Annotated in this window: 20 protein-coding genes and 1 tRNA gene; 3 read left to right on the top strand and 18 right to left on the bottom strand. The window is 71.4% G+C overall.

Annotation, left to right across the window (positions count from 1 at the left end):
• Positions 1-17: 17 nt before the first annotated feature.
• The 6 genes from pknB to AB0L75_RS06170 all read right to left on the bottom strand — a co-directional run bounded on the left by pknB (position 18) and on the right by AB0L75_RS06170 (position 8213).
• Positions 18-2012 (bottom strand): Stk1 family PASTA domain-containing Ser/Thr kinase, encoded by a 1995-nt coding sequence (gene pknB, locus AB0L75_RS06195; RefSeq protein ID WP_365176116.1) that lies wholly within the window; start codon positions 2010-2012, stop codon positions 18-20.
• Positions 2013-2183: 171 nt separating this feature from the next.
• Positions 2184-3653 carry a penicillin-binding protein 2 gene (locus tag AB0L75_RS06190; RefSeq protein WP_365176114.1) on the bottom strand — a complete coding sequence of 490 codons (1470 nt, stop codon included), beginning with the start codon at positions 3651-3653 and terminating at the stop codon, positions 2184-2186.
• Entirely contained in the window at positions 3650-5101 is a 1452-nt protein-coding gene (locus AB0L75_RS06185) for an FtsW/RodA/SpoVE family cell cycle protein (protein ID WP_365176112.1), read from the bottom strand. The genes AB0L75_RS06190 and AB0L75_RS06185 overlap by 4 nt, the downstream gene beginning before the upstream one ends.
• Positions 5102-5128: 27 nt before the next feature.
• Positions 5129-6682, bottom strand: a complete 1554-nt coding sequence (locus AB0L75_RS06180) for a Stp1/IreP family PP2C-type Ser/Thr phosphatase (protein ID WP_365176110.1) — start codon at positions 6680-6682, stop codon at positions 5129-5131.
• A 132-nt stretch (positions 6683-6814) separates the two neighbouring features.
• Positions 6815-7345, bottom strand: a complete 531-nt coding sequence (locus AB0L75_RS06175) for an FHA domain-containing protein (RefSeq protein WP_365176108.1) — start codon at positions 7343-7345, stop codon at positions 6815-6817.
• 10 nt (positions 7346-7355) lie between these two features.
• Complete coding sequence (locus AB0L75_RS06170; RefSeq protein WP_365176106.1) at positions 7356-8213, bottom strand: DUF3662 and FHA domain-containing protein; 858 nt, start codon at positions 8211-8213, stop codon at positions 7356-7358.
• A gap of 478 nt (positions 8214-8691) precedes the next feature.
• On the opposite strand from AB0L75_RS06170, the gene AB0L75_RS06165 reads away from it, so the two are divergent.
• A tRNA-Leu gene (locus AB0L75_RS06165) sits at positions 8692-8775 on the top strand.
• 173 nt (positions 8776-8948) lie between these two features.
• Here AB0L75_RS06165 and AB0L75_RS06160 read toward each other — a convergent pair.
• From AB0L75_RS06160 to eno, 8 genes are all read right to left on the bottom strand, one after another.
• Complete coding sequence (locus AB0L75_RS06160) at positions 8949-10205, bottom strand: MFS transporter (protein WP_365175843.1); 1257 nt, start codon at positions 10203-10205, stop codon at positions 8949-8951.
• The gene (locus AB0L75_RS06155; RefSeq protein WP_365175841.1) at positions 10202-10987 is read right to left on the bottom strand and encodes a nucleotidyltransferase domain-containing protein; all 786 of its coding nucleotides are present in this window, start codon (positions 10985-10987) and stop codon (positions 10202-10204) included. Before AB0L75_RS06155 ends, AB0L75_RS06160 begins: the two co-directional genes overlap by 4 nt.
• Positions 10988-11090: 103 nt before the next feature.
• The gene (locus tag AB0L75_RS06150) at positions 11091-12089 is read right to left on the bottom strand and encodes an alkaline phosphatase family protein (RefSeq protein ID WP_365175839.1); all 999 of its coding nucleotides are present in this window, start codon (positions 12087-12089) and stop codon (positions 11091-11093) included.
• Between the two features lie 224 nt (positions 12090-12313).
• A complete protein-coding gene (locus AB0L75_RS06145) occupies positions 12314-12958 on the bottom strand; it encodes a transposase (RefSeq protein WP_365175837.1) in 645 nt (214 codons plus the stop codon).
• Positions 12955-13593: a dihydroxyacetone kinase subunit DhaL gene (gene dhaL / locus AB0L75_RS06140; RefSeq protein WP_365175835.1), complete on the bottom strand. Its 639-nt coding sequence runs from the start codon at positions 13591-13593 to the stop codon at positions 12955-12957. The genes AB0L75_RS06145 and dhaL overlap by 4 nt, the downstream gene beginning before the upstream one ends.
• A 242-nt stretch (positions 13594-13835) precedes the next feature.
• A complete protein-coding gene (locus tag AB0L75_RS06135) occupies positions 13836-14609 on the bottom strand; it encodes an IclR family transcriptional regulator (protein ID WP_365175833.1) in 774 nt (257 codons plus the stop codon).
• A gap of 61 nt (positions 14610-14670) precedes the next feature.
• The gene (locus AB0L75_RS06130; protein WP_365175831.1) at positions 14671-15762 is read right to left on the bottom strand and encodes an aminotransferase class I/II-fold pyridoxal phosphate-dependent enzyme; all 1092 of its coding nucleotides are present in this window, start codon (positions 15760-15762) and stop codon (positions 14671-14673) included.
• 60 nt (positions 15763-15822) lie between these two features.
• Positions 15823-17103 carry a phosphopyruvate hydratase gene (gene eno / locus AB0L75_RS06125; RefSeq protein WP_365175829.1) on the bottom strand — a complete coding sequence of 427 codons (1281 nt, stop codon included), beginning with the start codon at positions 17101-17103 and terminating at the stop codon, positions 15823-15825.
• Positions 17104-17315: 212 nt separating this feature from the next.
• On the opposite strand from eno, the gene clpX reads away from it, so the two are divergent.
• Positions 17316-18599: an ATP-dependent Clp protease ATP-binding subunit ClpX gene (gene clpX / locus AB0L75_RS06120; protein ID WP_365175827.1), complete on the top strand. Its 1284-nt coding sequence runs from the start codon at positions 17316-17318 to the stop codon at positions 18597-18599.
• A gap of 150 nt (positions 18600-18749) precedes the next feature.
• Here the strand turns inward: clpX and AB0L75_RS06115 are convergent, their stop codons facing one another.
• From AB0L75_RS06115 to asnB, 4 genes are read right to left on the bottom strand one after another with little or no spacing between them, the layout of a single operon-like run.
• Positions 18750-19826 (bottom strand): diiron oxygenase, encoded by a 1077-nt coding sequence (locus tag AB0L75_RS06115; protein WP_365175825.1) that lies wholly within the window; start codon positions 19824-19826, stop codon positions 18750-18752.
• A 40-nt stretch (positions 19827-19866) separates the two neighbouring features.
• Positions 19867-20151 carry a PqqD family protein gene (locus AB0L75_RS06110; protein ID WP_365175823.1) on the bottom strand — a complete coding sequence of 95 codons (285 nt, stop codon included), beginning with the start codon at positions 20149-20151 and terminating at the stop codon, positions 19867-19869.
• Positions 20152-20170: 19 nt separating this feature from the next.
• Positions 20171-21025: a hypothetical protein gene (locus tag AB0L75_RS06105; protein WP_365175821.1), complete on the bottom strand. Its 855-nt coding sequence runs from the start codon at positions 21023-21025 to the stop codon at positions 20171-20173.
• Entirely contained in the window at positions 21022-23229 is a 2208-nt protein-coding gene (gene asnB / locus AB0L75_RS06100) for an asparagine synthase (glutamine-hydrolyzing) (RefSeq protein WP_365175819.1), read from the bottom strand. Before asnB ends, AB0L75_RS06105 begins: the two co-directional genes overlap by 4 nt.
• Before the next feature lie 494 nt (positions 23230-23723).
• On the opposite strand from asnB, the gene AB0L75_RS06095 reads away from it, so the two are divergent.
• On the top strand, positions 23724-25529 hold the full coding sequence (locus tag AB0L75_RS06095) for a M28 family peptidase (protein ID WP_365175817.1): 1806 nt from the start codon (positions 23724-23726) through the stop codon (positions 25527-25529).
• Positions 25530-25570 lie beyond the last annotated feature (41 nt).

The following is a 25570-nucleotide window of genomic DNA, read 5'->3' as shown; positions in this document are numbered from 1 at the left end:
TTGTTCTGTGCGGGGCGTCAGCCGAAGTTGCCGCCGAGTACACCGCCGTTGCCGTTGTTGCCGCCACCGCCGAAGTCCGCCGTGTTCAGGACGATCTGGGTGGTGCTCGGGTCGCCCTGGGTTCCGCCTTGCGGGGTCTGCAGGATGACCCGCGCCTTGTCGTCGTTGGGTCCGTTGACCGTGATCTGCGTGTAGCCGTTCTGCTGCAGGGTCTGCTCGGCCTGCTTCAGGGTCTGGCCTACGACGCTCGGGACCTGCCCCTGTGGCTGGCCGCCCTGGAACTTGCCGACGTTGATGGCGACCGGCGTGTTCTTGGCCACCTGCTGGCCCGCCGCCGGGTTGGTCGACTGGACCTTGCCGTCCTGGGCCTGGTCGGTGGTGGGGGTCTCGGTGCAGTTGCCCGGAGCCAGGCCCAGGTTCTGCAGCTCGGTCTTGGCGTCGTCGCAGGACTTGCCGACGAGGTCGCCGGGGATGGTGACCTTGTCTTCGGGCTTGGCGACCGTGAGGGTGATCGTGGTGCCCTTCTGCTTGCTGGTGCCTCCTCTCGGGTCCTGGGTGATGACCACGCCGGCCGGCTGAGCCGACACCTGGGTCTGCTTCTCGACCTTGAAGCCCTTGCCCTCCAGCTGGGACTGGGCCTGGTCGAACTGGAGCCCGCGGACGTCCGGCACGTCCACCTTCGGTGCGCCCGTCGAGACCACCAGGTTGACGGTGGTGCCCTTGTCGACCTTGGTGTCCTTGTCGGGGTTCTGCGAGCAGACGTCGCCCTTGGGCTGGTCGTCGCAGGGCTTTCTGGAGACGCTGACCTTCAGGTCGACGTTGTCGGCCATCTTCCTGGCCGTGTCCTCCGGCTGTCCGACGAACGCCGGTACCGGCACCTTGCCGTCCCCGGTGTTGTGGCCGCTGGCCACCCACTTGCCGATCAGGATCGCGCCGACCAGGACCAGGATGCCCGCGACCACCAGCAGGATCGTGGAGGTGTGGGACTTCTTCTGCTGGCGGCCCCGGCGGCCGGGGCCCTCGTCGTAGCCGTAGCCGCCGTCGTCCGGGTTCATCGGCGGGAGCATGCTCGTGGCGGCCGCGCCCGAGTCGGGGCGCAGGGCCGTCGTCGGCTGGTCGTCGGGGTAGCCGCCGTAGCCGACGGCGCCCAGCGCGGCCGTCGCCGCGACCGGCTGGCCGTCCAGGCAGGCCTCGATGTCGGCGCGCATCTCGTCGGCCGACTGGTAGCGGTAGTTCGGGTCCTTGACCAGCGCCTTCAGGACGATCGCGTCCATCTCGGGGGTGATCTCGGGGTCGAAGACCGACGGGGACTGGGGTTCCTCGCGGACGTGCTGGTAGGCCACGGCCACGGGGGAGTCGCCGACGAAGGGCGGGCGGACCGTCAGCAGCTCGTAGAGGAGGCAGCCCGTCGAGTACAGGTCCGAGCGGGCGTCGACCTGCTCGCCCTTGGCCTGCTCAGGCGAGAGGTACTGGGCCGTGCCGATGACCGCCGCTGTCTGCGTCATGGTCATGCCGGAGTCGCCCATGGCCCGGGCGATGCCGAAGTCCATCACCTTGACCTGGCCGTTGCGGGTCAGCATGACGTTGGCCGGCTTGATGTCGCGGTGGACGATGCCGCTGCGGTGGGCGTACTCCAGGCCCTGGAGGATGCCGACCGTCATCTCCATGGCCCGCTCGGGCAGCAGCTTGCGGCCGCTGTGGAGAAGCTCACGGAGCGTGGAGCCGTCGACGTACTCCATCACGATGTACGGGATGGAGACCCCGTCGATGTAGTCCTCACCCGTGTCGTAGACCGCCACGATCGCGGGATGGTTGAGCGAGGCGGCCGACTGGGCCTCCCGGCGGAACCGGGCCTGGAAGGACGGATCACGCGCGAGGTCCGCGCGCAGCGTCTTCACCGCCACGGTGCGACCGAGTCGGGTGTCATGCGCGAGGTAGACCTCCGCCATGCCACCACGACCGAGCACCTGGCCCAGTTCGTACCGGCCGCCGAGGCGACGCGGCTCTTCCATAGCTACCTACCAGCCCTCTCCGTCGGTCCCGGCCGCGCACCGTCGTGCGCGCCGGAGGCTGCCGTCCGGGCCTACCGTACCCGGCTCGCTTTGTGTGACCTGGCCAAGCCCGCAACCCGATACAGGACCGGTATCGCAACGTGCAACGATGTGAAGATGGCGTGACGGGGGTCACTTCTTGGAGTTGATGACCGCCTGCATGACGTTCTTGGCGATCGGTGCCGCCAGGCCGCCACCGGAGATGTCGTCGCGGTTGGCGCTCTCGTCCTCGATGACCACGGCCACGGCGACCGGCGAGCTGCCGTCGGGCAGCTTGGCGTAGGAGATGAACCACGCGTACGGGTTGGCGCTGTTCGCCACGCCGTGCTGGGCGGTACCCGTCTTGCCGCCGACCGTGACGCCGGAGATCTTGGCGTTCGTACCGGTGCCCTTCTCGACCACCGTCTGCATCATGTCCTGCAGGATCTGCGCGTTGGCCGAGGACAGCGGCCGGCTCAGCTCCTCCGGCGAGGTCTGCTCGACGGTGTCGAGGTTGGACGACTGGAGCTTGTCGACCATGTACGGCTTCATCAGCTTGCCGTCGTTGGCGACCGCCGAGGCGACCATGGCCATCTGCAGCGGGGTCGCGGCGGTGTTGTACTGGCCGATGGAGGACAGCTCGGTCTGCGACGCGTTCATGTTGTCGGAGAACACCGACGGGTAGGCACGGACCGGCGTGTCCTGCGGGGAGTCGAAGCCGAACTTCTTCGCCTCGGCCAGCATCTTGTCGTTGCCGAGATCGGAGCCGATCTTGCCGAAGACCGTGTTGCAGGAGTACTGCAGCGCGGTACGCAGGCTGGCGTTCTTGCAGGGGATGTTGCCCTCGTTCTTCAGCTGGGTCGTGGTGCCCGGCATGGTCCACGGCAGCGGCGAGTTCGTCTGGTCGTCGGCGGACTTGTACAGCCCGTTCTCCAGCGCCGCCGCCGCGGTGACCACCTTGAACGTGGAGCCCGGCGGGTAGGTCTCGCGCAGCGCCCGGTTCAGCATCGGCTCGGCCTTGCTGTTCTTCAGGCTGTTCCAGGCCTTGGAGTCGCCGTCGCGGTCGCCGGAGAAGGCCGAGGGGTCGTACGACGGGTAGGAGGCCAGCGCCAGGATCTTGCCGGTGGACGGCTCCAGGGCGACGACCGCGCCCTTGCCGCCCTGCTTGGACAGCCCGTCGTAGGCCGCCTTCTGCGCGGCCGCGTTCAGCGTGGTGACGACGTTGCCGCCCAGCTGCGGCTTCCCCGTGATCATGTCGAGGGTCTTGCGGAAGAAGAGCCGGTCGTCGTTGCCGGAGAGGATGCCGTCGTCGATCTTCTCCAGCTGGCTGCCGTCGAAGGCCTGCGAGGAGTAGCCGGTCACCGGGGACCACATGGGCCCGTCCTTGTAGGTGCGCTTGTACTTGAACTGCCGGCCCTTGACCTCGGTCGACCCGGTTATCGGGTTGCCGTCGACGATGATGTCGCCGCGCGGGTGGGCGTAGCGCTCGATGCGCACCCGGAGGTTGTCCTTGTCGGTGGCGAGCTGGTCCGCCTTGACGTACTGGAGGTAGTTGTCGCGGATCAGCAGGGCCAGGACGAGAAGGCCGCAGAAGATCGCGATCCGGCGCAGGGGCTTGTTCATGACGGGCGGACCACCTGGGTCATCTCGGCGTCGGGGTTGGCGGCGGGAGCGGGCGCAGGGCGGCGGGCGGTGTCGCTGATGCGGATGAGGATGCCGATCAGGGCCCAGTTGGCCAGCACGGAGGAACCGCCGGAGGCCAGGAACGGCATGGTCATACCCGTCAGCGGGATGAGGCCCATGACACCGCCGGCCACCACGAAGACCTGGAGGGCGAAGGCGCCGGACAGGCCGACGGCGAGCAGCTTGCCGAACGGGTCGCGGGCGGCGAGGGCGGTGCGCACGCCGCGCTCCACGATCAGGCCGTAGATCAGCAGGATCGCCATGATGCCGGCGAGCCCGAGTTCCTCGCCGAAGGTGGCGAAGATGAAGTCGGAGTTGGCCGCGAACTTGATCAGGTCCGAGTGGCCCTGGCCGAGGCCGGTGCCGAGGGTGCCGCCGGAGCCGAACGCCCACAGGGACTGCTGCAGCTGGTCGGAGTGGAGGATGCCGTCGTGGGTCACCTGGCGGCTGAGCTGGTACTCGCGCATCGGGTCGAGCCAGGCCTGCACACGCGTCTGGATGTGCGACTCGAAGCTCGCCACGCCGACGGCGCCGACCGAGGACATCAGCAGACCGAAGACGATCCAGCTGGTCCGCTCGGTGGCGACGTACAGCATGACCACGAACATGCCGAAGAACAGCAGTGACGTACCCAGGTCGGTCTCGAAGACGAGGATGAGGATCGACATCGCCCAGACGACCAGGATGGGGCCGAGGTCGCGGCCGCGCGGCAGGTACAGGCCCATGAAGCGGCGGCTGGCGAGGGCCAGGGCGTCCCGCTTCACCATCAGGTACCCGGCGAAGAAGATGGCGAGGATGATCTTCGCGAACTCACCGGGCTGCAAGGAGCCGAGGCCCGGGATCCTGATCCAGATCTTGGCGCCGTAGATGTCGGCCCCGAGGCCGGGCACCAGTGGCAGGAGCAGCAGCACCAGGGCGCTGGCCATGGAGATGTAGGTGTAGCGCTGCAGGACGCGATGGTCCTTCAGGAAGATCAGCACGGCGCCGAACAGGGCGATGCCCAGCGCGGTGTACAGCAGCTGGCGGGGCGCGGACGGGGCGAAGTGGGGCAGTGACTGCAGCAGCTTCGACTGGTCCAGCCGCCAGATCACGACGAGCCCGAGTCCGTTGAGCAGCGTGGCCAGCGGCAGCAGCAGCGGGTCGGCGTACGGCGCGAACTTGCGTACGGCGAGGTGGGCGACGCCGGCCAGCAGACCGAGGCCGAGGCCGTACTCCAGCAGCCCGGCGGGCACGTGGCTGTTGATGGCCAGGCCCACGTTGGCGTAGGCGAACACCGGGATGGCCACGGCGAAGACCAGCAGGGCCAGCTCGGTGTTGCGGCGGCTCGGTGCGCCGATCGCGCCGATCGTGGACGTGTGATGCGTCGGCGAGTTAGTCGTACTGCTCATGGTGTGACAGGGCCTCTCGCGGCTTCGCTACTGCTTGCCGCACTGATCGACGACCTTCTTCTCATCCTCGGAGAGGCTCGGGCCGGGGTTCGGAGTGGCGGTCGGAGACGGGGACTTCGAGGACGGTGTCGGGGGCTTCTTCGTCGCCGTGCCCGTCGACGGGTTGGGCGTCGGTGATGCCTTGGACGTGAAGGCGGTACGGGTGGTTCCCGTGGTGCCTCCGGCCTCGCCCTGGCCCGTGCTGGTGTTCCGCTCGGTCTCGGCGGCCTGGCGCTGCGCCTGCTTCTTGCACGCGGAGGCCTGCACGGACAGCGCGTCGATCTTCGCCTGGGCCTCCTGCAGACCGCCCGCGGCGATCGTGGCCTTCACCTGCTTCTGCTGGTACGGCGGCAGGTACTTGAGTTCGATCTCGGGGTGGTCCTTCTCCACCTTCGACAGCGACACCCAGGCGAGGTCCTGGCTGATCCCGCGGTACAGCGCCACGTGCTCGTCCTTGGCGCCGACGTAGTACTGCGTCTGCGTCCAGCGGTAGCCGCCGTAGAGGCCGCCGCCGATGACGGCGAGGGCGAGGACGCTGTAGAGGGATCTCTTGAGCCACTTGCGGCCGCCGCGCGGCTTGGTGAAGTCGCCGTCGGCGTAGTCGCCGAAGCTGCCCGCCGGGACGTACCCGGTGGTGTCGCCGGAGCCGGGCGGGCCGAACTCGCCGCCGCCGTGCCCGTGGCTCTGGCGGCCCAGGTGGGAGGCGCGGCCGGCCGGGGTCTGCATGATGCCGTTGTCGTGCAGGTGGTGCTGGTTCTCGGCGACCGCGCCGACCACCACCGGCTGGTCGGAGAGCTGGCCGGCCATGGTGTCGCCGCCGTCCAGGTCGAGCACGTCGGCGACGATGACGGTGATGTTGTCGGGGCCGCCGCCGCGCAGCGCGAGCTGGATCAGCTCCTGCACGGTCTCCTGCGGGCCCTGGTAGCTGGCGAGGGTCTCCTCGATCGTCTGGTGGGAGACGACGGCGGACAGACCGTCGGAGCAGATCAGGTACCGGTCGCCGGCCCGGACCTCGCGGATGGACAGGTCGGGCTCGACGTGGTCGCCGCTGCCGAGGGCGCGCATCAGCAGGGAGCGCTGGGGGTGGGTGGTGGCCTCTTCCTCGGTGATCCGGCCCTCGTCGACGAGCCGCTGCACCCAGGTGTGGTCCTGGGTGATCTGCGTGAGCACCCCGTCGCGCAGCAGATACGCGCGGGAGTCGCCGACGTGGACCAGGCCGAGCCGCTGGCCGGTCCACAGCAGGGCGGTGAGGGTCGTCCCCATGCCCTCCAGCTGGGGGTCCTCCTCGACCATGGCGCGCAGCTGGTCGTTGGCCCGCTGCACGGCCGCGTCGAGGGAGGTGAGGATGTCGGAGCCGGGCACGTCGTCGTCGAGCGTGACCAGGGTGGAGATGACCTCGGAGGAGGCGACCTCGCCGGCTGCCTGGCCGCCCATGCCGTCGGCGATCGCGAGCAGGCGGGGACCGGCGTAACCGGAGTCCTCGTTGCCCTCTCGGATCATGCCCTTGTGCGATCCGGCGGCAAAGCGCAGTGACAGACTCATGCGCACCTCGCCCGTCGGCTCCGAATGCAGCCGGTCGTGTCGAGCCACACTGCCCACCCTCCGGTCGGGAGCGCGCCGGCGGCCGGGTGGCGGCCTGCCGCTGCGTGCTCGCTCCGCTCGCTCATTGTCGTACTACTTCCGCAGCTCGATGACGGTCTTGCCGATGCGGATCGGCGCGCCCAGCTGGATCGGCGTGGGGGTCGTCAGCCGGGACCGGTCCAGGTAGGTGCCGTTGGTGGAGCCGAGGTCCTCGACGATCCACTGACCGCCCTGGTCCGGGTAGATCCTGGCATGGCGGCTGGAGGCGTAGTCGTCGTCCAGCACGATCGTGGAGTCGTGTGCCCGGCCCAGGGTGATCGTCTGGCCCTGCAGCGCGACGGTGGTGCCGGTCAGTGTGCCTTCGGTCACGACCAGCTTGGTGGGGGCGTTGCGGCCGCGCCGGCCGCCGCCCTGCTGGCCGCGCTGCTGGCCTCGCTGCTGCGGGGGCGCGGCGGCCTGCTGCCGGGGCGCCTGCTGCTGGCGCCCGGCCTCCCTACGCGATCCGCGCTGGGTGACGCGCGTACCGAACAGGTCGCTCCGGATGACCTGCACGGCCACGATCACGAACAGCCACAGTACGGCCAGGAAACCCAGCCGCATGACCGTGAGGGTCAGCTCTGACATTGCCCCCGCTTCACCCTTCGGCTTGCCTATAGATAACGGTGGTGCTGCCCACGACGATCCGCGAGCCGTCGCGGAGCGTAGCGCGGGTGGTGTGCTGTCCGTCCACCACGATGCCGTTGGTGGATCCGAGATCCTGGATCGTCGAGGGCGTTCCGGTCCGGATCTCGCAGTGCCGGCGGGAGACGCCGGGGTCGTCGATCCGCACGTCGGCGTCGGTGCTGCGGCCCAGCACCAGCGTCGCGCGGGAGATCTGGTGACGGGTGCCGTTGATCTCGATCCAGTAGCGGGGGCGTCCGCCGCTCGTGGGCGTGCCGGTGGGCCGCTGGCCGGCGGGCTGCGGCTGGCCGTGGCCGGCGGGGCGGGCGCCGGGCGGCGGGGCGGACGGCATCGGGGGCGCTCCGGCGGGCGCGGCGGGCGGGTAGCCGTAGCCGCCGCCCTGGGCGCCCTGTGCGGGGCGGCCGGGGGCCGGCGCCGCGGGGGCCTGCTGGCTGCTGGAGGAGGCCAGGGTGCGCGAGCGCACCCGGTACAGGCCGGTGTCCAGGTCGTCGGCCTTCTCCAGGTTGACCTTGATCGAGCCCATGAACGTGTAGCGCTGCTGCTTGGCGTAGTCGCGCACCATGCCGGCCAGCTCGTCGCCGAGCTGCCCGGAGTAGGGGCTGAGGCGCTCGTAGTCCGGCGCGCTCAGCTCCACGATGAAGTCGTTGGGTACGACGGTCCGGTCGCGGTTCCAGATCGTCGCGTTGTTGTCGCACTCACGCTGGAGTGCGCCGGCGATCTCCACGGGCTGGACCTCGGACTTGAAGACCTTGGCGAAGGTGCCGTTCACCAGGCCTTCGAGACGCTGCTCGAACTTCTTCAGGACTCCCATGGGGCACCTCCTCCGTCCCTGCCGTCGTCTTGCCTGCTGTCTGTTCCGTACTGCCTGTTCCGCTGGTGCTGCTTACTGATCGTATCTACGCGTCGGGCAATCAGCCGGTTCCCCAGCGGCTCCCCTTCGAACTCCCGGCGCGCACTCCTGCTGCCATGGATCGTAGAGGCGGGCGAAGACCAGTGTCCCGCACCCGGCTGTGGACCCGGCCCGGCTCCTGGGCAGATGCCGGGGACCGGTACGAGGTTGATACGTGAACCGAGTCTCCTCGATACGTCAGCGGGGAAAGCGGGACCGGGTCCGGGACCAGTCTGGTCCCGGACCGGTGGGCGTGCCGGGCGGCGTCGGTCTGCGCGGGCTGCGGGCTGCGGGCTGTGGGCAGGGGAAGGGATGTGAACCCACCCCGTACGACGTGCTAATGTTCTGGATGTCGGAAGGGGCCAGCCCGAAAGGGCCGAAGCCGGAAGACACACCCAATGCGCGGGTGGCGGAATAGGCAGACGCGCTGGATTCAGGTTCCAGTGCCCGCAAGGGCGTGGGGGTTCAACTCCCCCCTCGCGCACAGAGAAACCGATGGAACGGGTCTCTGCTGGTGACGGAAGTCACCAGCAGGGGCCCGTTTCTCGTTGTGCCCGCGTGTGTGAGGGAGCGCACAGTCGGGCGATGGACCCCACCCGGCCCCGCCGGTGAGCTATCTCACGGACGGGGTCCGGATGGAGAGACCGGCGCGTGGGTTCACGTCAGGTCGCGCATCCGGCGGATGGCGCTGGTCCACACGGCGAGCGGGGTCAGGAAGGCGATCGCGCAGATCAGCCACAGCGCCTGCCGGTTGCCGAGGGCGCCGGCCGTGGCGCCCGCGGTGAGCGCGCCGAACGGCACCGCTCCCCAGGAGATGAACCGGACCGTGGCCATCACCCGGGGCAGCAGCCCGGTCGGGGTGACCGTCTGCCGGTGGGTGCGGGTGAGGATGCTGAGCACGACGATGGAGGAGCCGAAGCACAGGTTCCCGAGCGCGAACGGCAGCAGCCCCCAGCCGCTTCCCGCGAGCGGCATCAGCAGGGCGGCGGACGCGCCGAACAGGGTGGTGGCCAGGATGGTGCGGGCGCTGCCGATACGGCCGGCGAGCCGCGGGGTGAGCGTGGCGCCGAGGAGACTGCCGAGCCCCTCCGTGGCGATCAGCACACCGACGAGCCCGGCCGGCGCGTGCAGCGTGCGCACCAGGAAGACCGGGAGCAGCGCCATGAAGGCGCCGCAGGTGAAGTTGGCCAGGGTGGCGGCGGCGACGCAGGGGCGGATGACCGGGTGGCGGGTGACGAACCGCCAGCCTTCCTTGATCTGCGCCTGCATCGACTGGCCTCGTGCCTCGGGCCGGGCCGTGGCCGGCCGGGGCAGGCTGCGCAGCAGCACCGCGGAGACCGCATAGCTGACGACGTCGAAGACGAGGGTGAAGGCGCCGCCGAGGAGCTGCACGAGCACACCGCCCAGCGAGGGACCGCCCAGTTGGGTGGCTGACGCCGAGGCGGAGGTCAGGCTGTTGCGGGCGGTCAGCTCCTCCTTGCTGACGACCGACGGCAGGAACGTGGAGTTGCCCACGTCGAACACCACGGTCGCAAGCCCGATCACCAGGGCCACCAGGACCAGCTGGGCCAGGTGCAGCACGCCGAACGCGGCCGCCACTGGCACCGACAGCAGCGCGGCCGCCCGGATCAGGTCCATCGCGACCTGGGTGCCCCGCAGCGGCAGGCGCTGCACGATCACCCCGGCGGGCAGGCCGATCGCGAGCCAGGCGGCGTACTGGGCTGCGGTCAGGAAACTGACCTGGAGGCTGGAGGCGTGCAGCACGCTGACGGCCACCAGGGGCAGTGCGACGGTGGTGATCGCGTCGCCGACGCCGCTGATCGTGGACGCCGTCCAGTACCGCCAGAACGCAGAGGCGTAGCGCGGCCGGTCCGCCGCCGGGTCGAGCGGCTTGACGTCCTGGGGCGCGGTCATGAGATCTCCACCTCCATGGTCAGGTCCCGGCAGCGCTGGATGACGAGGTTCGCCCAGGTCCGGGGCTGCTCGGGGTCGAAGGACCGCATCGTCTCCAGGGCCCAGTACTCGTCGAACGACAGCGCCTTGGGCTGCGCCTCGCGGAACCGGCGGGCCCGCCACTTCGGGGTGCGCGAGCCGAAGTTGCCCTCGCTCTCCAGCAGCGCGTCCACGGTGTGCCCGAGCGCCTTGCGGGCGGACAGCACCGCGCTGTCGACGTCCCCGGCGGCCAGTTGGCCGACGGCGTCCTCGATGGAGGAGTCGGCCTCGGCGAGCGAGCGGGTGGTCACGAAGGCCCGGAAGGCGGACTCCTCGACCCGGCGCCGGCACTCCTCGGCCCAGGCCGCCCCGCTGAGGGTGAGACAGGTGCTCATCCGCTCCAGGAACAGCTCCTCGGCGTCGATCAGCGCCCGGGCGGTGGAGCCGCCGGCCTCGAACTGCTCCCAGCCGACCTTGTCGATCATCTGCCGGACCTGGCTGTCGAGCCAGTACTTGATCTCCCAGCGGCGGTCGTTCACGTGCAGCACGATCGCGGGGACATGACCGGGGTCCAGTGGCACGGGGACGGTACGGGCGCTCTCGCCGGTCCACGGGCTGGAGGAGACGACGTTGAAGTCGTAGTCGCTGGTCTCGTTGGACCAGCCGCGGGCGACCGAGCCCACGCAGCACACGGCGAGGCAGTCGGCCGGTATGAGCCCGCGGCGGTCCATCTCCTCGAGGCAGCCGGTCAGGCTGGCACTCATCGTTCTTCCTCCTGGGTCGATTGGCGCCTCAGCGTCAGGGACAGCCGCTCGGGACGTCAACTACCACGTGAGACGGGGTGGTTGGGCCAATTGGCGCGCCGGATCAGCGCCACAGGGCAAAGGGGGTGTCGGTCTCTTCGGGGGCGAAAGAGCCGTGGTCGTAGCGGTAGGCCGGGTCGGTGAGGAACCGCTCCCCCTCGGCCACGAGCAGGATGTCGCCGACCCGGGCGCGGGCGGCCGAGCCGGGCGCGAAGACCCGGTCCGCGGGCAGCACGCGCACATCGGAGGGCAGCGCCTCGCGCAGTCGCGCGGTCACCTCGGCGCCGCCGGCCCGGCGTTCGGGATACAGCCAGCGCATGCGTCCGGCGCCGCCCATCGTGAACCCGTGCCGCTGTCCCATGTCGTCGAGCAGACCGGCGAGGGCGGGGTCGTGCACCGTGGGCACCAGGCCGTGGTCGGCGTGGGCCACCACCACGACGTCCCGCGCGGCCAGCGCCTCGGCGAACTCGCCGAGCGCGGTGAGGACTTCGGCGGTGTGGCCGTCGTACCCGTGCCGGTGCACATGCTGGTCGACCTCGACGTAGCACCAGAGGAGACAGGGTTGCCGGGTGCCGTGCCGGGCGAGGGTCTCCTCGACCGCGGTGCGCACGCGTGCGGCCACCTCGGCGGGCGGCCGCGGGCGGTAGGTGCCGTCCAGGGTGTAGAAGGAGTGGCCCGCGACCGGGTGGGCGTGCCTGAGCAGGGCGTCGCGCCAGGCCGAGCCGTAGTGCTCCATGTCGCCGAGCACCGCGAGCGGGGTACGGCCGTGGCGGGCGGCGTCGGAGAAGACGGTGTCGGTGGCCGGGGTCAGGTCCGCACCGTCGTAGTCGAGGAAGGTGACCAGTCGGGGGTGGCCCGAGGGGGCGCGGAAGACGACTCCGGGCACCGCGTGGTCGGTCACGGCGAGGCCGGTCAGGGAGCTGAGCCAGCAGGCCGAGGAGGTGGTCGGGCTCACCGAGCGCATCAGCCGGAGGTCGGCCGATGGCCAGCAGGCGCGAGCGACTTCGAGGTTGACGCCGTCGAGCGCGAGTACGACGACGTGCCGTGCCGGGTGCTCGGCCATCACCCGCTCCAGCCGGCCGCGGAAGTCGGTGACGGACAGCGGCGGCGCGTCCGGTGCCGGAGACCGGCCACGCTCGCGGTCGGACGTACCCGGAGCGGAGCGGCTCGGACGGGAGCGGCTCGGCTCGGATCGGCTCGGATCGGATCTGCTCGGGCGGGGGGCCGGGTCCGGGGGCTCCTCCGGCGGTGTCGGCCAGGCCCGGGACGTCACCGGTCGGCGGGGGTTCACTGGGCGCGGCGCAGCGCCTGGCCCGCCGCCTCGACCGGGGCGCGGGCCGGGCCGAACAGGCGGACGGTGAGGTCGCCCGGCTGGTGCAGCCGCATGCGGGGCTTGAGGCCCTCGCCGTGCCGTGCGGCCCGCGGTGCCCGCTCGACGGCGGGCGGGGTGCGGTTCAGCCGCTCCTCGGCCAGCGCGCCGATGATGTCGGCCCACTGCCGGGTGGGGCGCGGCATCTGCTGTCTGCGGGACGACTCGCGGATGCGGTCCCACAGGCCGGCGTCGCTCCACTGCGTGAAACGGCGATGGGTGTTCTGCCAGGACACGGCGAACGACTTCGGCAGCGCACGCCAGGGCACCCCGCTCACCAGGACGTACACGATCGCGGCGAACATCGCCTCGTCGTCGGCGCGTTGGGTGCCGCCGCCCTGCGGGCGCACCGCGGCACGCGGGAGGTGCGGGCGGGCCAGCGGCCACAGTGCCATCGGGGCGAGCCAGGCGAAGCGGCCCGCGCCGGGCGTCGTGGCGGATGTCTGCGGGTACGGCGCCGGGCTCTGGGCCTGCGGGTACGGCGCCGGGGCCTCGGGGTGGCGGGCGGTGCCGGGAGCGGCCGCGCGGTGCAGCGGGGCGACGCGGTGGGCGTACCTGGTCACTTGGCCTCCAGGGCGGTCGCGAGGGCGCGGAAGACCAGTGCGGTCGAGGCCGCGCCCGGGTCCTGGTGGCCGATGCTGCGCAGGCCGAGATAGGAGGCGCGGCCGCGGCGGGCCTGCATCGGCTCGGTGGCGCGGGCGCCCTCGGCGGCGGCGGCGGCCGCGGCCCGCGCGCAGGCGGCGAGACCGGCGCCGGCCTCGGCCTCGCGGGCGAACGCGTCGGCGGCCGGCCCGTAGGCGTCGTACAGGGTCTTGTCGCCCGGCTGGGCGGCGCCCAGGCGCTGGATGCTGTCACGGGCGGCGGCCAGGGCGGCCGCCAGCCGGTGGTCGTCGGCACCGGTCCCGGGGGAGTCGAGTGCCTTGCCCAGGGCCCGGAAGGAGCTGCCGAACAGCGGTCCGGAAGCCCCGCCGAGGGTCGAGACGAGGGTGTTGCCCGCGAGGACCAGAAGCTGTCCCGCCGTCATGTCGTCCGGCCCGCCCTCCCGAAGGGAGTGCGCCACCGCGGTGAACCCCCGTTGCATGTTCACGCCGTGGTCGCCGTCGCCGACGGCCGAGTCCAGGTCGGTCAGCCGGTCCTTCTCCTCGTCGATGAGCCGTGCCGTCGTGCACAGCCAGTCGCGTATTCGCGCGGGGTCCAACGGTCGTCCTCCGTTGCGTCTTTGGTCATCGGTTCGCGCGCCCTCAGCAGCCCCAGCACTGTTGATCAACTTCTTCAGGACATCCCCCTACCCTGAACAACTCCCCTGTCGCGTCCGTGTGGTCTGCATCACCCAAGAACAGTGTTCTGTATCACTGAACGCCTCGGGAAAGTTAGGTTTCCGTGATCCGGGGTGTCAAGGGAGGGTCCACCCCTCGAACAGCCGGGGGGAGTCCGGGTGCTTCAGTACGTCGTCTGGCGGCAGCCGACGCGGAAGGCCCCCAGCTCGCGCGAGAGGTTGCGCGCGGTCTCGCGCGTCGCGATGGCGTGGGCCTCGCGGCCGGGCTCCGCGAGCAGCCGCTCGACCGGGCCGACCAGCCCGATGGCGCCCGCGACGGCACCGGTGCGGTCGAAGACGGGCGCGGCGATCCCGGCGTCCCCGAGGGTCGACTCCTGGCTCTCCAGCGCGTAGCCGACCTCCTGGGCCCGCTCCAACTGGGCGGACAGCTCGGCCGGTTCGGTCACGGTGCGACCGGTGAGCGCGCCCAGGGGGCCGGCCAGGGCGCGTTCGCGCAGCTCGGCGGCGGAGAAGGCCACGATGGCCTTGCCGAGGGCGCTCGCGTTCCAGGGCAGCGTGGCTCCGGTCTCCAGCGCCTGCACCCCGCCCTGCGGGCGCAGCGCGTGATGGACGACCATCACCTCGTTTTTGATCAGCACGCCGACCCAGACGGCCTCACCGGTGCGGCCGGCCAGCAGATCGGACCAGGTCACGGAGCGGGTGCGCAGCTCGTGCATGTCCAGGTAGGCGTTGCCGAAGGTGACCAGGGCCGGGCCGAGGCGGTACTTGCCGGACTCCGGGTCCTGCCCCACCAGGCCCTCGGACTCCAGGGTGCGCAGCAGGCCGTGCACGGCTGACTTCGAGACGCCGATGCGCTCGGCCAGCTCGGTGACGCCGAGCCGCGGCTCGGCCGTCAGCTCGCGCAGTATGCGGACGGCACGCTTGACCGACTCAACCACCAGGCTGTTCCTTATGAGTTAGTAGCGTTCGGCAGTGCTGAACCGTGTTCGGAAACCTAGGCTATCTGTTGGCCAGGCGGGACTCCAGGTCTGCCAGCCGGTGGGACGCCAGCGGCACGCTGAGCCGGCCCACCGGGACGAGGGCGCCGGTCCGCGCCGACCACACCGGCTGCAGCTTGCCCTGGACACCGCGGGACGCGAGCGAGTCCACGGCCGCCTGCGGGTCGCGGGGGAAGAGCACATAGGGCAGTCCGTCCGCCGCCGCGACCGGCTCGGGCACCCCGGCGGCGGCCAGCAGGTCCCGTACATACGGTTTGTTCCGCGCGATGCCGTCCCGCAACCCGGACGTCACGTCGCCGAGCCCGAGGATCCGGCGTCCGATGCGCAGCGACAGCGAGGACGCGCCGAGCGGGGCCACCGCGCCGCGCACCGCCGAGGTCAGCGCGGCGGACGCCACGCAGTAGCCGAGGCGCACTCCGCCCAGGCCGTAGGCCTTGGACAGGCCGCGCACCACGATCAGGTTGGGCAGGTCACCGGCGAGGTTCGCCGCGCTGAACCGTGCCGGGCAGTAGTTGGCGTTGGACTCGTCGACCAGCACCAGCGCGCCCCGCCGCGCCGCGTCCGCGGCCAGCTCGCGCACCGCGTCGAGACCGGCGAAGCGGTCGTCGGCGAGCGCGGGACGCTCCAGCAGAAGTACGTCACCGGGCGGCCCGGAGCCGAAGGGCACCGTGCGCCCGCCGGCCCTGGCCACCCAGTGGGGGTAGTCGGGGTAGACGTCGGTCAGGACCTCCACCGTGCCGCCCGCGGCCAGCAGGCTCAGCGCATGCAGCAGCGGTCCGACACCGGCGCCGCAGGTCACCGAGGCGGTCCAGCCGGGCCGGCCGAAGAAGTCGGCGACCACGGGGCCGAGCGCCCCTTCGCCGTAGGGGTCCTTGACCATGTAGTCACCGGCGTACGGCAGCTCCTCGGCGACCTCGGCGGTCAGTTCCCGCGCGACGACCGCCATGACGTCCGCGTCCAGCAGCTGCCGCTCGTCCTGGGTCCAGGCGAGGTTGAGCAGACCGGAGGCGTCGGACAGGTCGCGCAGTTTCTCGTACGAACCGATGGCCAGGGGCATGGTGGGCGGCAGCGCCTTCCGGTGCGGGTAGGGCACGGGGCGGGCGCACGCCGCGCCCGCCCCGCAGGTCGGCGGAGGACCGGCCGAGGGCCGGCGTCAGCGCACGCGCAGCACGCTGCTGCCGGGGTAGACGGCCTGCGAGCCCAGCTCCTCCTCGATCCGGATGAGCTGGTTGTACTTGGACGTGCGGTCCGAGCGGGAGAGCGAACCGGTCTTGATCTGGCCGCAGTTGGTGGCCACCGCCAGGTCGGCGATCGTGGTGTCCTCGGTCTCGCCGGACCGGTGCGACATCACCGCGGTGTACGCGGCCTTGTGCGCGGTCTCCACGGTGGTGAGGGTCTCGGTGAGCGTGCCGATCTGGTTGACCTTGATCAGGATGGAGTTGGCGTAGCCGCCCTGGATGCCCTCCCGCAGCCGCTTCACGTCGGTGCAGAACACGTCGTCGCCGGTGAGCTGGATCCGGCCGCCCAGCTCGGCGGTGACCTGCTGCCACCCCTCGATGTCGTCCTCGGCCATCGCGTCCTCGATGGAGGCGATCGGGTAGCGGGAGACCAGCTCGGTGAGGTAGGCGATGTGCTCCTCGACCGAGCGCTTCACGCCCTCGCCCGCGTAGTCGTACACCCCGTCGTGGAAGAACTCCGAGGTGGCCGGGTCGAGCACGAGGACGATGTCCTCGCCCGGGGCGTAGCCCGTCTGCTCGATGGCGCGGACCACGAAGCCGAGGGCCTCGTCGGCGGAGCGCAGGTTGGGCGCGAAGCCGCCCTCGTCACCGACGTTGGTGTTGTGACCGGCCTCCGCCAGCGCCTTGCGCAGGGTGTGGAAGACCTCGGAGCCCATCCGTACGGCCTCGGCGAAGTTCGCCGCGCCGACCGGAGCGATCATGAACTCCTGGAAGTCGATCGGGTTGTCGGCGTGGGCGCCGCCGTTGACGATGTTCATCATCGGCACCGGCAGGGTGCGGGCGCCGACACCGCCGACGTAGCGGTACAGCGGGAGCCGGTGGGCCGCGGCGGCCGCCTTCACCGTGGCGAGCGAGACACCGAGGATCGCGTTGGCGCCGAGGGCGCCCTTGTCGGCCGTGGCGTCCAGCTCGATCATCGTCTCGTCGACGAGGGACTGGTCCTCGGCCTCCAGGCCGCGCAGCGCCTCGGCGATGGGCCCGTTGACCGCGTCGACGGCCTTGCGGACACCCTTGCCGTGGAACCGGGAGCTGTCGCCGTCACGCAGTTCGACGGCCTCGCCCGCGCCGGTCGACGCACCCGACGGCACCGCGGCACGGCCGAACGAGCCGTCGTCGAGGGTGACATCGACCTCGACGGTGGGATTCCCACGGCTGTCGACGATTTCACGGGCTATGACTCGGGATACCGCGGTCATGTGACTCCTCGGACGCATTGATTAACTCGACGCATTGATTAACCCGGCCACATCCTGCCAGAGTTGCGCCAGCCGTGCGACGGACGTCTCACTATTCGCAACCCGGCCTCGCCGATTGAGCGGCCCGCTACTCAATTGATTTTTGTTACCCGGCGGTTGGGCGAGTTCCGCGCATCCCGGCTTTTCGCGAATCGTACGAAGGAGTTCACCTGATGACGGCTGTCCGTGCCCCTGGCTCGCAACTCACCTGCTCGTTCTGCGAGAAGAGACAAGAAGAAGTCTTGAAGATCGTCTCCGGACCGGGCGTGCACATCTGCGACGGCTGTGTCGATCTGTGCGCGGAAGTGGTCACGGAAGCGAGAAATGGCGCATCGCCGGAGGGTCTCGCCGCAGGACTTCCGAAGCCACGTGAGATACGGGCATTTCTGGACACTTATGTAGTGGGCCAGGAGCGGGCCAAGAAGTCGCTTTCCGTCGCCGTGTACAACCATTACAAGCGGGTCCGCGGCGGTGCCGCGGGCGACGACGACGAGGTCGAACTGGCGAAGTCCAACATCCTGCTGCTGGGCCCCACCGGCTCGGGAAAGACCCTGCTCACCCAGACACTGGCCCGGATTCTCGACGTCCCCTTCGCCGTCGCCGACGCCACCGGCCTCACCGAGGCGGGCTATGTGGGCGAGGACGTGGACGCGCTGCTGATGAAGCTGATCCAGGCCGCCGACCACGATCCGCGCCGGGCGGAGACCGGCATCGTCTACATCGACGAGATCGACAAGATCGCCCGCCGGGGCGAGGGTCCGGCTGTCTCACGTGATGTCTCCGGCGAGGGCGTGCAGCAGGCCCTGCTGAAGGTGCTCGAAGGCTCGGTGGTGACCGTCGCCCCGCCGGGGCGGGGGACCGGCGCGGTCGCGGGCAGCCGCAGCCGCACCGCCCAGGAGGGCATCCAGATCGACACCTCGCACATCCTCTTCATCGTCGGCGGTGCCTTCGCGGGGCTGGAGAAGATCATCGAGGCGCGGACCGGGGCCCAGGGCATCGGCTTCGGCGGCAGCGTGCGGTCCCGGCAGGAGAGCGCGGCGGACGGCCTCTTCGACCGGGTGACCCCCGAGGACCTGGTGAGGTTCGGGATGATCCCCGAGCTGATCGGCCGGCTGCCGATGGTCACCTCGGTGTCCGAACTGGACCGGGACGCCTTGCTGCGCATCCTCACCGAGCCGAAGAACGCCCTGGTGCGCCAGTACCGCAGGCTGCTGCGGCTGGACGGCGTGGAGCTGGTCTTCGAGCCCGGGGCGCTGCGGGCGGTGGCCGACCAGGCGATCAGCCGGGGCACCGGTGCGCGCGGGCTGCGCGCCATCCTCGACGAGGCGCTGATGCCGGTCATGTACGACGTGCCGTCGCTGGAGGACGTGGTGCGGGTGACCGTGACCGAGCGCACCGTCCGTCAGGGCGAGGAGCCGCTGCTGACCCGCCGGGCGGCCGCGGTGACGGCCGGCTGACGGGCGGATCCCCGCACAGGGCGACGGGCGGGACCGGGGAGCGCTTCTCCCGGCCCCGCCCGTCGGTCTTCACGGCAGGGGAACGACTCGGTGGAGCGGCCCGTATCAGGGGGGCGGCTCGGTCGAGCAGCCCGTATCGGGGGGGGCGGCTCAGCCGAGCAGCCCGTATGCCGCCAGTTCGTCCTGGGCCCGGGCGGTGTCGAAGGCGCCGAGGTCGCGGAAGTAGCGCCGGGTCTGCTGGGAGGTGGCGCGGGCGTGCTCGCCGAGCACCTCGGGGGTGTACACCTCGGCGGCGACCTGCTCCACCTCGTCCCTCGTCAGGTCGTACCCGGCGAGTTCCGTGCGCAGGGCGTCGAGGTCGGGCCGCAGGAAGGCGTCCATCAGGGAGGGCACCAGCCGGCCCGCCGTTCGCCGTTCCGCCGGTTCCAGGCGGGCCCACAGCAGGTGCAGGAAGTGCGCGAAGTAGGCGTGGTGGCGGCCCTCGTCGACGGCGTGGTCGCGGATCGTGCCGGTGACGGCCGGGGCGACCGCGTCGTGCCGCGGCACCTCGGCGAGGCTCGCCGAGATCAGGGTCTCCGAGACGATCACGAACAGCAGCTCGGCCAACGCCCGGTCGGCGGTGGGCAGTTCGGCCAGCAGCCCGTTCAGGCGGCGCAGGAAGAAGGGCTCCTCGGGCAGCCGGGCGGGCATGCCGGTTCTCCGGTGCACCTGGGCGGCGAGATCCGCGGAGAACAGCGCGTGGTACGCCTCGTCGCAGTACATCTTGTAGGCGTCGAGGCGCATCTCCTCGGGCACCGGGACACCCACCGAGCCGTGTGCGATACCGAGCACCGTGCGGTTGACGACCAGGTATTCGAGCTTCGCGGTGAAGTCCAGGTACCGGTACAGGTGCTGGACGAGGATCTGCTCGAACTGCGCCCCGGGCAGGCCCCGGACCAGGGGGTGCCGGGTCACCGGCACCAGGTCGGGCGGGAACAGCCACGGCGCCGGACTGTCGCCCCCGGACTCGGCGGCGAGCAGCCGCCTGGGTGCGCTGCGCACGCTGGAGCGCTCGTACCAGCTGCGGAAGGGGCTGCGGTACGGCCCCGGTTCGCCGGACTCGTCGTCCTGCCCGGGCTCCCCGGGCTCCTCCGGCGGCTCGGGGTCCGGCGAGGGTGCGCGCAGCAGTCGCCGGGGACAGTAGGACAGGGCCGAGCAGCCGACGAACATCCCTACGGTCCCGCACATGCCGTACCCCTCCCCGGGCGGTCCGCGCGCGCCAGCCCGCTCACGCCACGACCTCCACGACCCCGTGCGCGAGCAGCTGGCCGGCGAAGTCCACGGTGTCGGTGGTGGCCTCGTCGGCCGGGACGCCGTACTCCTGTGCGAGCCCGGCCGCGACCTCGCGCAGCGTCGACGTGCCGTCGATGCGGCGGAAGACGGCCTGTGCGATCTCGTCCAGCTCCAGGGCCTGGTCCTGCACGGCGATGTACAGCTTGCCGCGGTACTTGCGGGTGCGGGCCTCCATCCGGCGGCGCACCACGCTGCCCGGCTGCAATTCCGTGTCCCCCATAAGTCCGTATCCCCCATCATCAGTGGATCTCCACGTCGGTCGACAGATCTCTGCACAGCCGCACGACCCGGGTCACCCAGCCCCCGGGCCGGTCCTGGGGGAGGTCGCGCATGGTCTCCACCGCCCAGTAGTCCTCGTACGACAGCTGCCGGGGCCGCACCTCGACAAAGCGCCGGGCCCGCCATTTGGGCAGGCGGGAGCCGAACGCCCCGTGGCTCTCCAGCAGCGCGTCCACCACATGCCCGAACGCCTTGCGTGCCGACAGCACGGCGCTGTCGATGTCGTCGGCGGCCAGCTGGCCCAGCGCGTCCTCGATCGAGGCGTCGGCCTCGATGAGCGAACGCGTCGTCACGAACGCCCGGAACGCGGTCGCGCCCAGCTCCAGCCGGCGGCCGCGGACCCATGAGGTGCCGCTGAGCGTGAGGCAGGTGGCCAGCCGCTCCAGGAACAGCTCCTCGGTCTCGGTCAGCACGTCGGACGCCAGGGAGCGCTCCTCGAACCGGTCCCAGGACACCTTCGCCAGCATCTGGTCGACCTGGGCGTCGAGCCAGTACTTGATCTCCCACCGCCGTCCGTCGAGGTACTCCACCGCCGCGGGCACCGACGGCGGCCGCAGCGGCACCGGGATGGTGCGCACGGACGGCCCGTACCAGGGGCCGGCGGCCACCACGTTGAGGTCGCAGTCGCTGCCGTCGTTGGCCCAGCCGCGGGCGACCGAGCCCACGCACAGCACCGCCCGGTGGTCGGCGGGCAGCAGCCCGAGGCCCTCCAGGTGCTCCAGGCGGCCGAGCAGGGCCGCCTTCACCGCCGGCGCTTCCCAGGGGCCGTGCACCAGGGTGGCGTCCGGGCCCCGCACCGGGCCGCGCCCGGTCATTCCGCGCGCACCACCGACGACAGCAGTCCCAGCTCCAGCGCCTCGGCGACCAGCGGGGCCACGGCGGCGCCGTCGACGCCGTCGACGCCGAGCCCGGCGAGCAGCTCGCCGTAGGACTGCTTGCCGTCCACGGCGTGCAGGAGGCGCAGCCAGCCGGGGTTCTCCAGCTCGTCCACCACGTACTCGACGGCGCCGTCGACCACGAGGTACCAGAGGGCCGGCGCGTCGGCGGAGTGCAGCAGCAGGATGTGTCCGGGCAGCTCCAGCACCTGTTCCGGCGCGACCTCGGCGTGGCGCAGCACGCGCGCCTCGACGGCCTCGCGCTCGGCGGCCCAGTCGGTCACCGGGACGCCCTGCGGCACCGGTGCCCTGCGGGAGGTGACGTGCGGGGTGGGCAGGTCGGCGGTCATCCGCTCCAGCAGCCCGAGGTTGACCACGCGCAGCAGCAGCTCCACATGGCCGGCCGACGGGTCGTGCTCCAGCCGGCGCAGCTGGGCGCGGACCTGGTCGGCGTCCAGATGGTGGCGGGCCGCGTCGGAGCTGAGCGCCTCCTCCAGCAGCCGGTCGCCGTTCTGGGCGAGCATCCGCAGGAATGTGCGGTGGGTGAGGTGTTCGCCGCTGCCGTAGAAGAAGGGGCCCTTGGGGCGGTCGACCATCTCGGGCGGCAGGATGCCCACCATGGCCCGGCGCAGGATCTGCTTGTCCCACACCAGGCTCGCCCGCAGCGGCTCCGGTACGGCGGCCACCAGCTCGATCAGCCGGTGGTCGAGGAAGGGCACCCGGGCCTCGATGCCGTTGCCGGCCGCGGTGCGGTCCTCGTGCCAGCAGTTGTAGAGCTGCACATCGCGGTACTTCCAGCGGAACAGCTCCGTGTACGGGTCGTTCGCGGGCCGGCCCGCCGCCTGGCGCAGATAGCGGGCGCTGACCATCGAGCGGCCGGACGCGTCCCACCAGGTGCCGAGGTCGGGGCGTACGGCGCGGTCCCGGGCGGTGCCGAGGCCGGCGACATTGCGCACGAAGTCGGGCCACTCGCCGCCGCCCGCCATGGTCCTGGAGTAGCCGCCGTTGAATTCGTCGGCTCCGCCGCCCAGCAGCATGGCCTTGATCTCGGGCGCGTGTGCGCCGACGTAGCGGTACATCTCGTACTTGTAGAACGTCTCGGGACCCGCGAGCGGCGTTTCCAGCAGCCACAGGTGCCGCTTCCACTCCTCGGCCGAGGGGGTGTGCGCGGTGTCCAGCAGCACCTGGTGGTTGGCCAGGCCCAGGACGCGGGCGATGTGGTGCGCGGACTCCGCGTCGCCGTTGGCGAGGGTGCTGCCGTTGAGCGCGGTGAACGTGCGCGGCTTCAGCGAGGCGAGTGCCGCAACCGCCGCCGAGTCGATGCCGCCGCTGAGGAAGAGACCGATCCCGACGTCGGCCATCTGGCACTCCTGGACGCTCTCGGCCAGCAACCGGCCGTAGTCGGCGACGAGTTGTGTTTCGGAGGCGGCCGCGTCGCCGTCGTAGGAGGGGAAGTCCCAGTAGCGGTGGGTGGAGCGGGAGCCGTCGGTGAGATCGAGCGTGACGATCGACGCGGCGGGCACCAGCTCGATGTCCTTGAACCAGGAGTGGGCCGGGCTGTCGTCGGTCACCGGTGCCATGCTGAGCAGCTGGTCGCCCAGGGCCGCGTCCCAGTCGAGCGCGCGCGGGCAGGCGGGGTCCTCGAACAGCGCCTTGATCTCCGACGCGAAGACGACCCGCTCGCGATCGAGGTGGTAGAAGAGCGGCTTGATGCCGAACCGGTCGCGGGCGAACAGCAGACGGCCGCGGTCGCGGTCCCACAGCACCAGCGAGAACATGCCGCGCACCCGGTCGAGGAAGCGCAGGCCGTCGCGGCGGTAGAGATGGAGCAGCACCTCGCAGTCCGAGCGGGTGCGCAGCCGGGTGCCGGCGGGCAGCGTGGCCGCCAGCTCCCGGTGGTTGTAGATCTCGCCGTTGGCGATGAGCACCAGGGCGCCGTCGTCGGTGGCGAGCGGCTGGGCACCGCCCTCCGGGTCGACCAGCGACAGCCGGACGAAGCCCAGGCCGAGCGGGCCGGAGCGGAAGTAGGTCTCGTCGTCGGGGCCCCGGTGGGCCACCGCGCGTGCCATCCGGCGGAGCAGGGCGTCCGCTTCCCCGTCCACGGGACGGCCGTCGACCCGGGCAATGCCGGACAGGCCACACATACCTCTACCTCGCTCGCTGCGGAGACTGGTTCCACGTCGGTTTCGGGGCCCGGCATGCCGCGCCCGGACGGTGCCGGGCGCGGCAAGGGGCGTCGTCCGAGGACACTCAGACGACCATCTTCAGAACGGTGCCGGAGGTGACCTCCTTGGCAGCCGGCTTGACGTACTTGCGCATTACATTCACCTCCCTCATGGAGAATCGGGAATGGTTTCTGACAACGGGAATGCAACAAGCCGGCCGGTGATCCCGTCAAGGTCCACATGAGACAGTCAACTACCGGAAAACGATGAGCGAGTTGACGTTCATGCAGGTCAGTCACGATCTCGATGGGGTGGGCTGACTTCGGTGCTCATGGAAAAGCGCGTACGACATGAGACAACTTTGCGATTGTCGAGGCCTGGTCGTGCGCGGTATGGATAGGAACTCCGACAATCGAGCCGACTTTTTCGGAGCATATTCCATGGGTGATTCACGGTTTTCAGAGGATTCTCCGGTGCGGCCGTTCCTGCGCGCTGTGCGCATCGACGACGTCATGGGCCATGTCGCCCGGGTGAGCGCCCACGACCGCTACCAGGCCTCCCTCGGACTGGAGCGTGCGGCGCGGATCGTCGCCGAGGCCGCCGAGAAGGCCGGCCTCGCGGACGTGGGCGTACGGCGCTTCCCCGCCGACGGCGAACCGCACTGGTGGACCTTCCGCGCGCCGGTCTCTTGGACCCCGCTCGCCGCCCGGCTGACCGTGTACGCCGGCCCCGGCACGGACACCGCGGCGGTGCTGCACACCGACCATGCCGAGCAGCCGTTCACCGTGGCGACCTACTCCGCCGCCACCCCGAAGGGCGGCGTCCTCGCCCCGCTGGTCCCGGTGCGCGGCGACGACCCGGTCGGTGCCGCCGTGGCCGGGGGGATCGCGCTGGTGGACCGGGCGGCCTTCGTACGGGGCTCGCTGCCGGCCGAGCTGACCGCGGCGGGCGCGCTCGGTCTCGTCACGGACGCGCCGTGGAAGGGCACCGAGGCCGCACCGCACACCGGCCGGATCGAACTGCCCCCGGACAGCGCCCTGTTCGGCTTCAGCCTCACCCCCGAGATGTTCCGGCGGGCCGCGGCCGCCGCGGACCGGGGCGCCCTCGCGCACGCCGAGGTCAGCGTGGACCGGACGGCGGCCATGCCGCTGGTGAGCGGGGTGCTGCCGGGCGACGAGGACGCGGAGGAGATCTGGCTCACCGGGCATCTGTGCCATCCGCGCCCCGGCTCCAACGACAACGCCTCCGGGGTGTCGGCGCTGCTCGGCATCGCCGGCGCCCTGGCCCGGCTGCGCCGGGCGGACGCCCGCTACGGCACCCGGCGCCCGATCAGGTTCTTCTGGGGCGCGGAGTTCCTCGGCAACGCGGCGCTGCTGCACGGGCGTTGCCGGCCCGGCGGCGGCGGTCTGCCGGCGGCGCTGGTCAACCTGGACATGGTCGGCGAGGACCAGGCGCTGTGCCGCTCGCCGTTCGTCGTCGAGCGGCCGCCGGAGACCACACCGACCCTGCTCGCGCCGCTCGCGGAGCACGTGGTGGAGCAGGTGTTCGCGGCCACCGCCGACAGCCCGGGCAGCTGGCGGCCGTCCCCGTTCCTCGGCTTCTCCGACCACGCGCTGTACGCCGACCCCTCGGTGGACCGCCCCGCCGTCCAGTTCTGCCATCCGGCCGACCGGTTCAACCACTCGGCCGGTGACTCCCCGGACAAGGTCTCCCCCGTGGAGATGGCCCGCTCCTGCGCGGCCGGTGCCGCCCTGGCCCACCTTCTCGCCTCGGACGGGCCGGACCCGGCCGAGCGGACGGCCGTGGTGGAGCGCTGGTGCCGGCGCGAGCAGGAGGCGGCGGCCCGCCTGGTCCGGGACGCCGGCGGCGCGGACGGCGCCTGGGCACGGGGCCTGACGGACCATGTGGCGCGCCGGAACACGGCCCTGCGGGCGCTCGCCGCCGGGGCGCCGCCGGCCGAGGCCCGCACGCTCGCCGCCGTGGGCGGCCCCGCCGCGGCCGGCCGCCCGGTGCGCCGGCGCTGGCAGGGGCCGCTCAACCTGCGGGCCATGCTCGGCGAACTCCCGCCCGCCACCCGCTCGGTGCTCGGGGGGATGATCGCCGAGGACAAGCACCATCTGTCGGTGCTGTTCAACCTCGCCATCCGCGCCGACGGCGTCCGGGACCGCGCGCGGATCGTCACCGAGACCTCGTACGGTCTGCGCCGCCCCCTGGATGCGGCCACCACGGCCCGGCTCTTCGACGCCCTGCTGGAGTCCGGCTGGCTGACCGAGGCCTGACCTCGCCGGGGGCCGGCCGGTTCAGCCGCCCGTTTCAACCG

The organism is Streptomyces sp. NPDC052101 (assembly GCF_040680235.1).
GTDB lineage: Bacteria > Actinomycetota > Actinomycetes > Streptomycetales > Streptomycetaceae > Streptomyces.
Note: the sequence above shows the minus strand (reverse complement) of the source record. Positions and strands in the feature narration are given on the sequence as shown.

Excerpts from the sequence above, each read along its gene's own strand:
- pknB (WP_365176116.1), bottom strand. The coding sequence starts at position 2,012 with ATGGAAGAGCCGCGTCGCCTCGGCGGCCGGTACGAACTGGGCCAGGTG.
- AB0L75_RS06190 (WP_365176114.1), bottom strand. The coding sequence starts at position 3,653 with ATGAACAAGCCCCTGCGCCGGATCGCGATCTTCTGCGGCCTTCTCGTC.
- AB0L75_RS06185 (WP_365176112.1), bottom strand. The coding sequence starts at position 5,101 with ATGAGCAGTACGACTAACTCGCCGACGCATCACACGTCCACGATCGGC.
- AB0L75_RS06180 (WP_365176110.1), bottom strand. The coding sequence starts at position 6,682 with ATGAGTCTGTCACTGCGCTTTGCCGCCGGATCGCACAAGGGCATGATC.
- AB0L75_RS06175 (WP_365176108.1), bottom strand. The coding sequence starts at position 7,345 with ATGTCAGAGCTGACCCTCACGGTCATGCGGCTGGGTTTCCTGGCCGTA.
- AB0L75_RS06170 (WP_365176106.1), bottom strand. The coding sequence starts at position 8,213 with ATGGGAGTCCTGAAGAAGTTCGAGCAGCGTCTCGAAGGCCTGGTGAAC.
- AB0L75_RS06160 (WP_365175843.1), bottom strand. The coding sequence starts at position 10,205 with ATGACCGCGCCCCAGGACGTCAAGCCGCTCGACCCGGCGGCGGACCGG.
- AB0L75_RS06155 (WP_365175841.1), bottom strand. The coding sequence starts at position 10,987 with ATGAGTGCCAGCCTGACCGGCTGCCTCGAGGAGATGGACCGCCGCGGG.
- AB0L75_RS06150 (WP_365175839.1), bottom strand. The coding sequence starts at position 12,089 with ATGGCCGAGCACCCGGCACGGCACGTCGTCGTACTCGCGCTCGACGGC.
- eno (WP_365175829.1), bottom strand. The coding sequence starts at position 17,103 with ATGACCGCGGTATCCCGAGTCATAGCCCGTGAAATCGTCGACAGCCGT.
- clpX (WP_365175827.1), top strand. The coding sequence starts at position 17,316 with ATGACGGCTGTCCGTGCCCCTGGCTCGCAACTCACCTGCTCGTTCTGC.
- AB0L75_RS06115 (WP_365175825.1), bottom strand. The coding sequence starts at position 19,826 with ATGTGCGGGACCGTAGGGATGTTCGTCGGCTGCTCGGCCCTGTCCTAC.
- AB0L75_RS06110 (WP_365175823.1), bottom strand. The coding sequence starts at position 20,151 with ATGGGGGACACGGAATTGCAGCCGGGCAGCGTGGTGCGCCGCCGGATG.
- AB0L75_RS06105 (WP_365175821.1), bottom strand. The coding sequence starts at position 21,025 with ATGACCGGGCGCGGCCCGGTGCGGGGCCCGGACGCCACCCTGGTGCAC.
- asnB (WP_365175819.1), bottom strand. The coding sequence starts at position 23,229 with ATGTGTGGCCTGTCCGGCATTGCCCGGGTCGACGGCCGTCCCGTGGAC.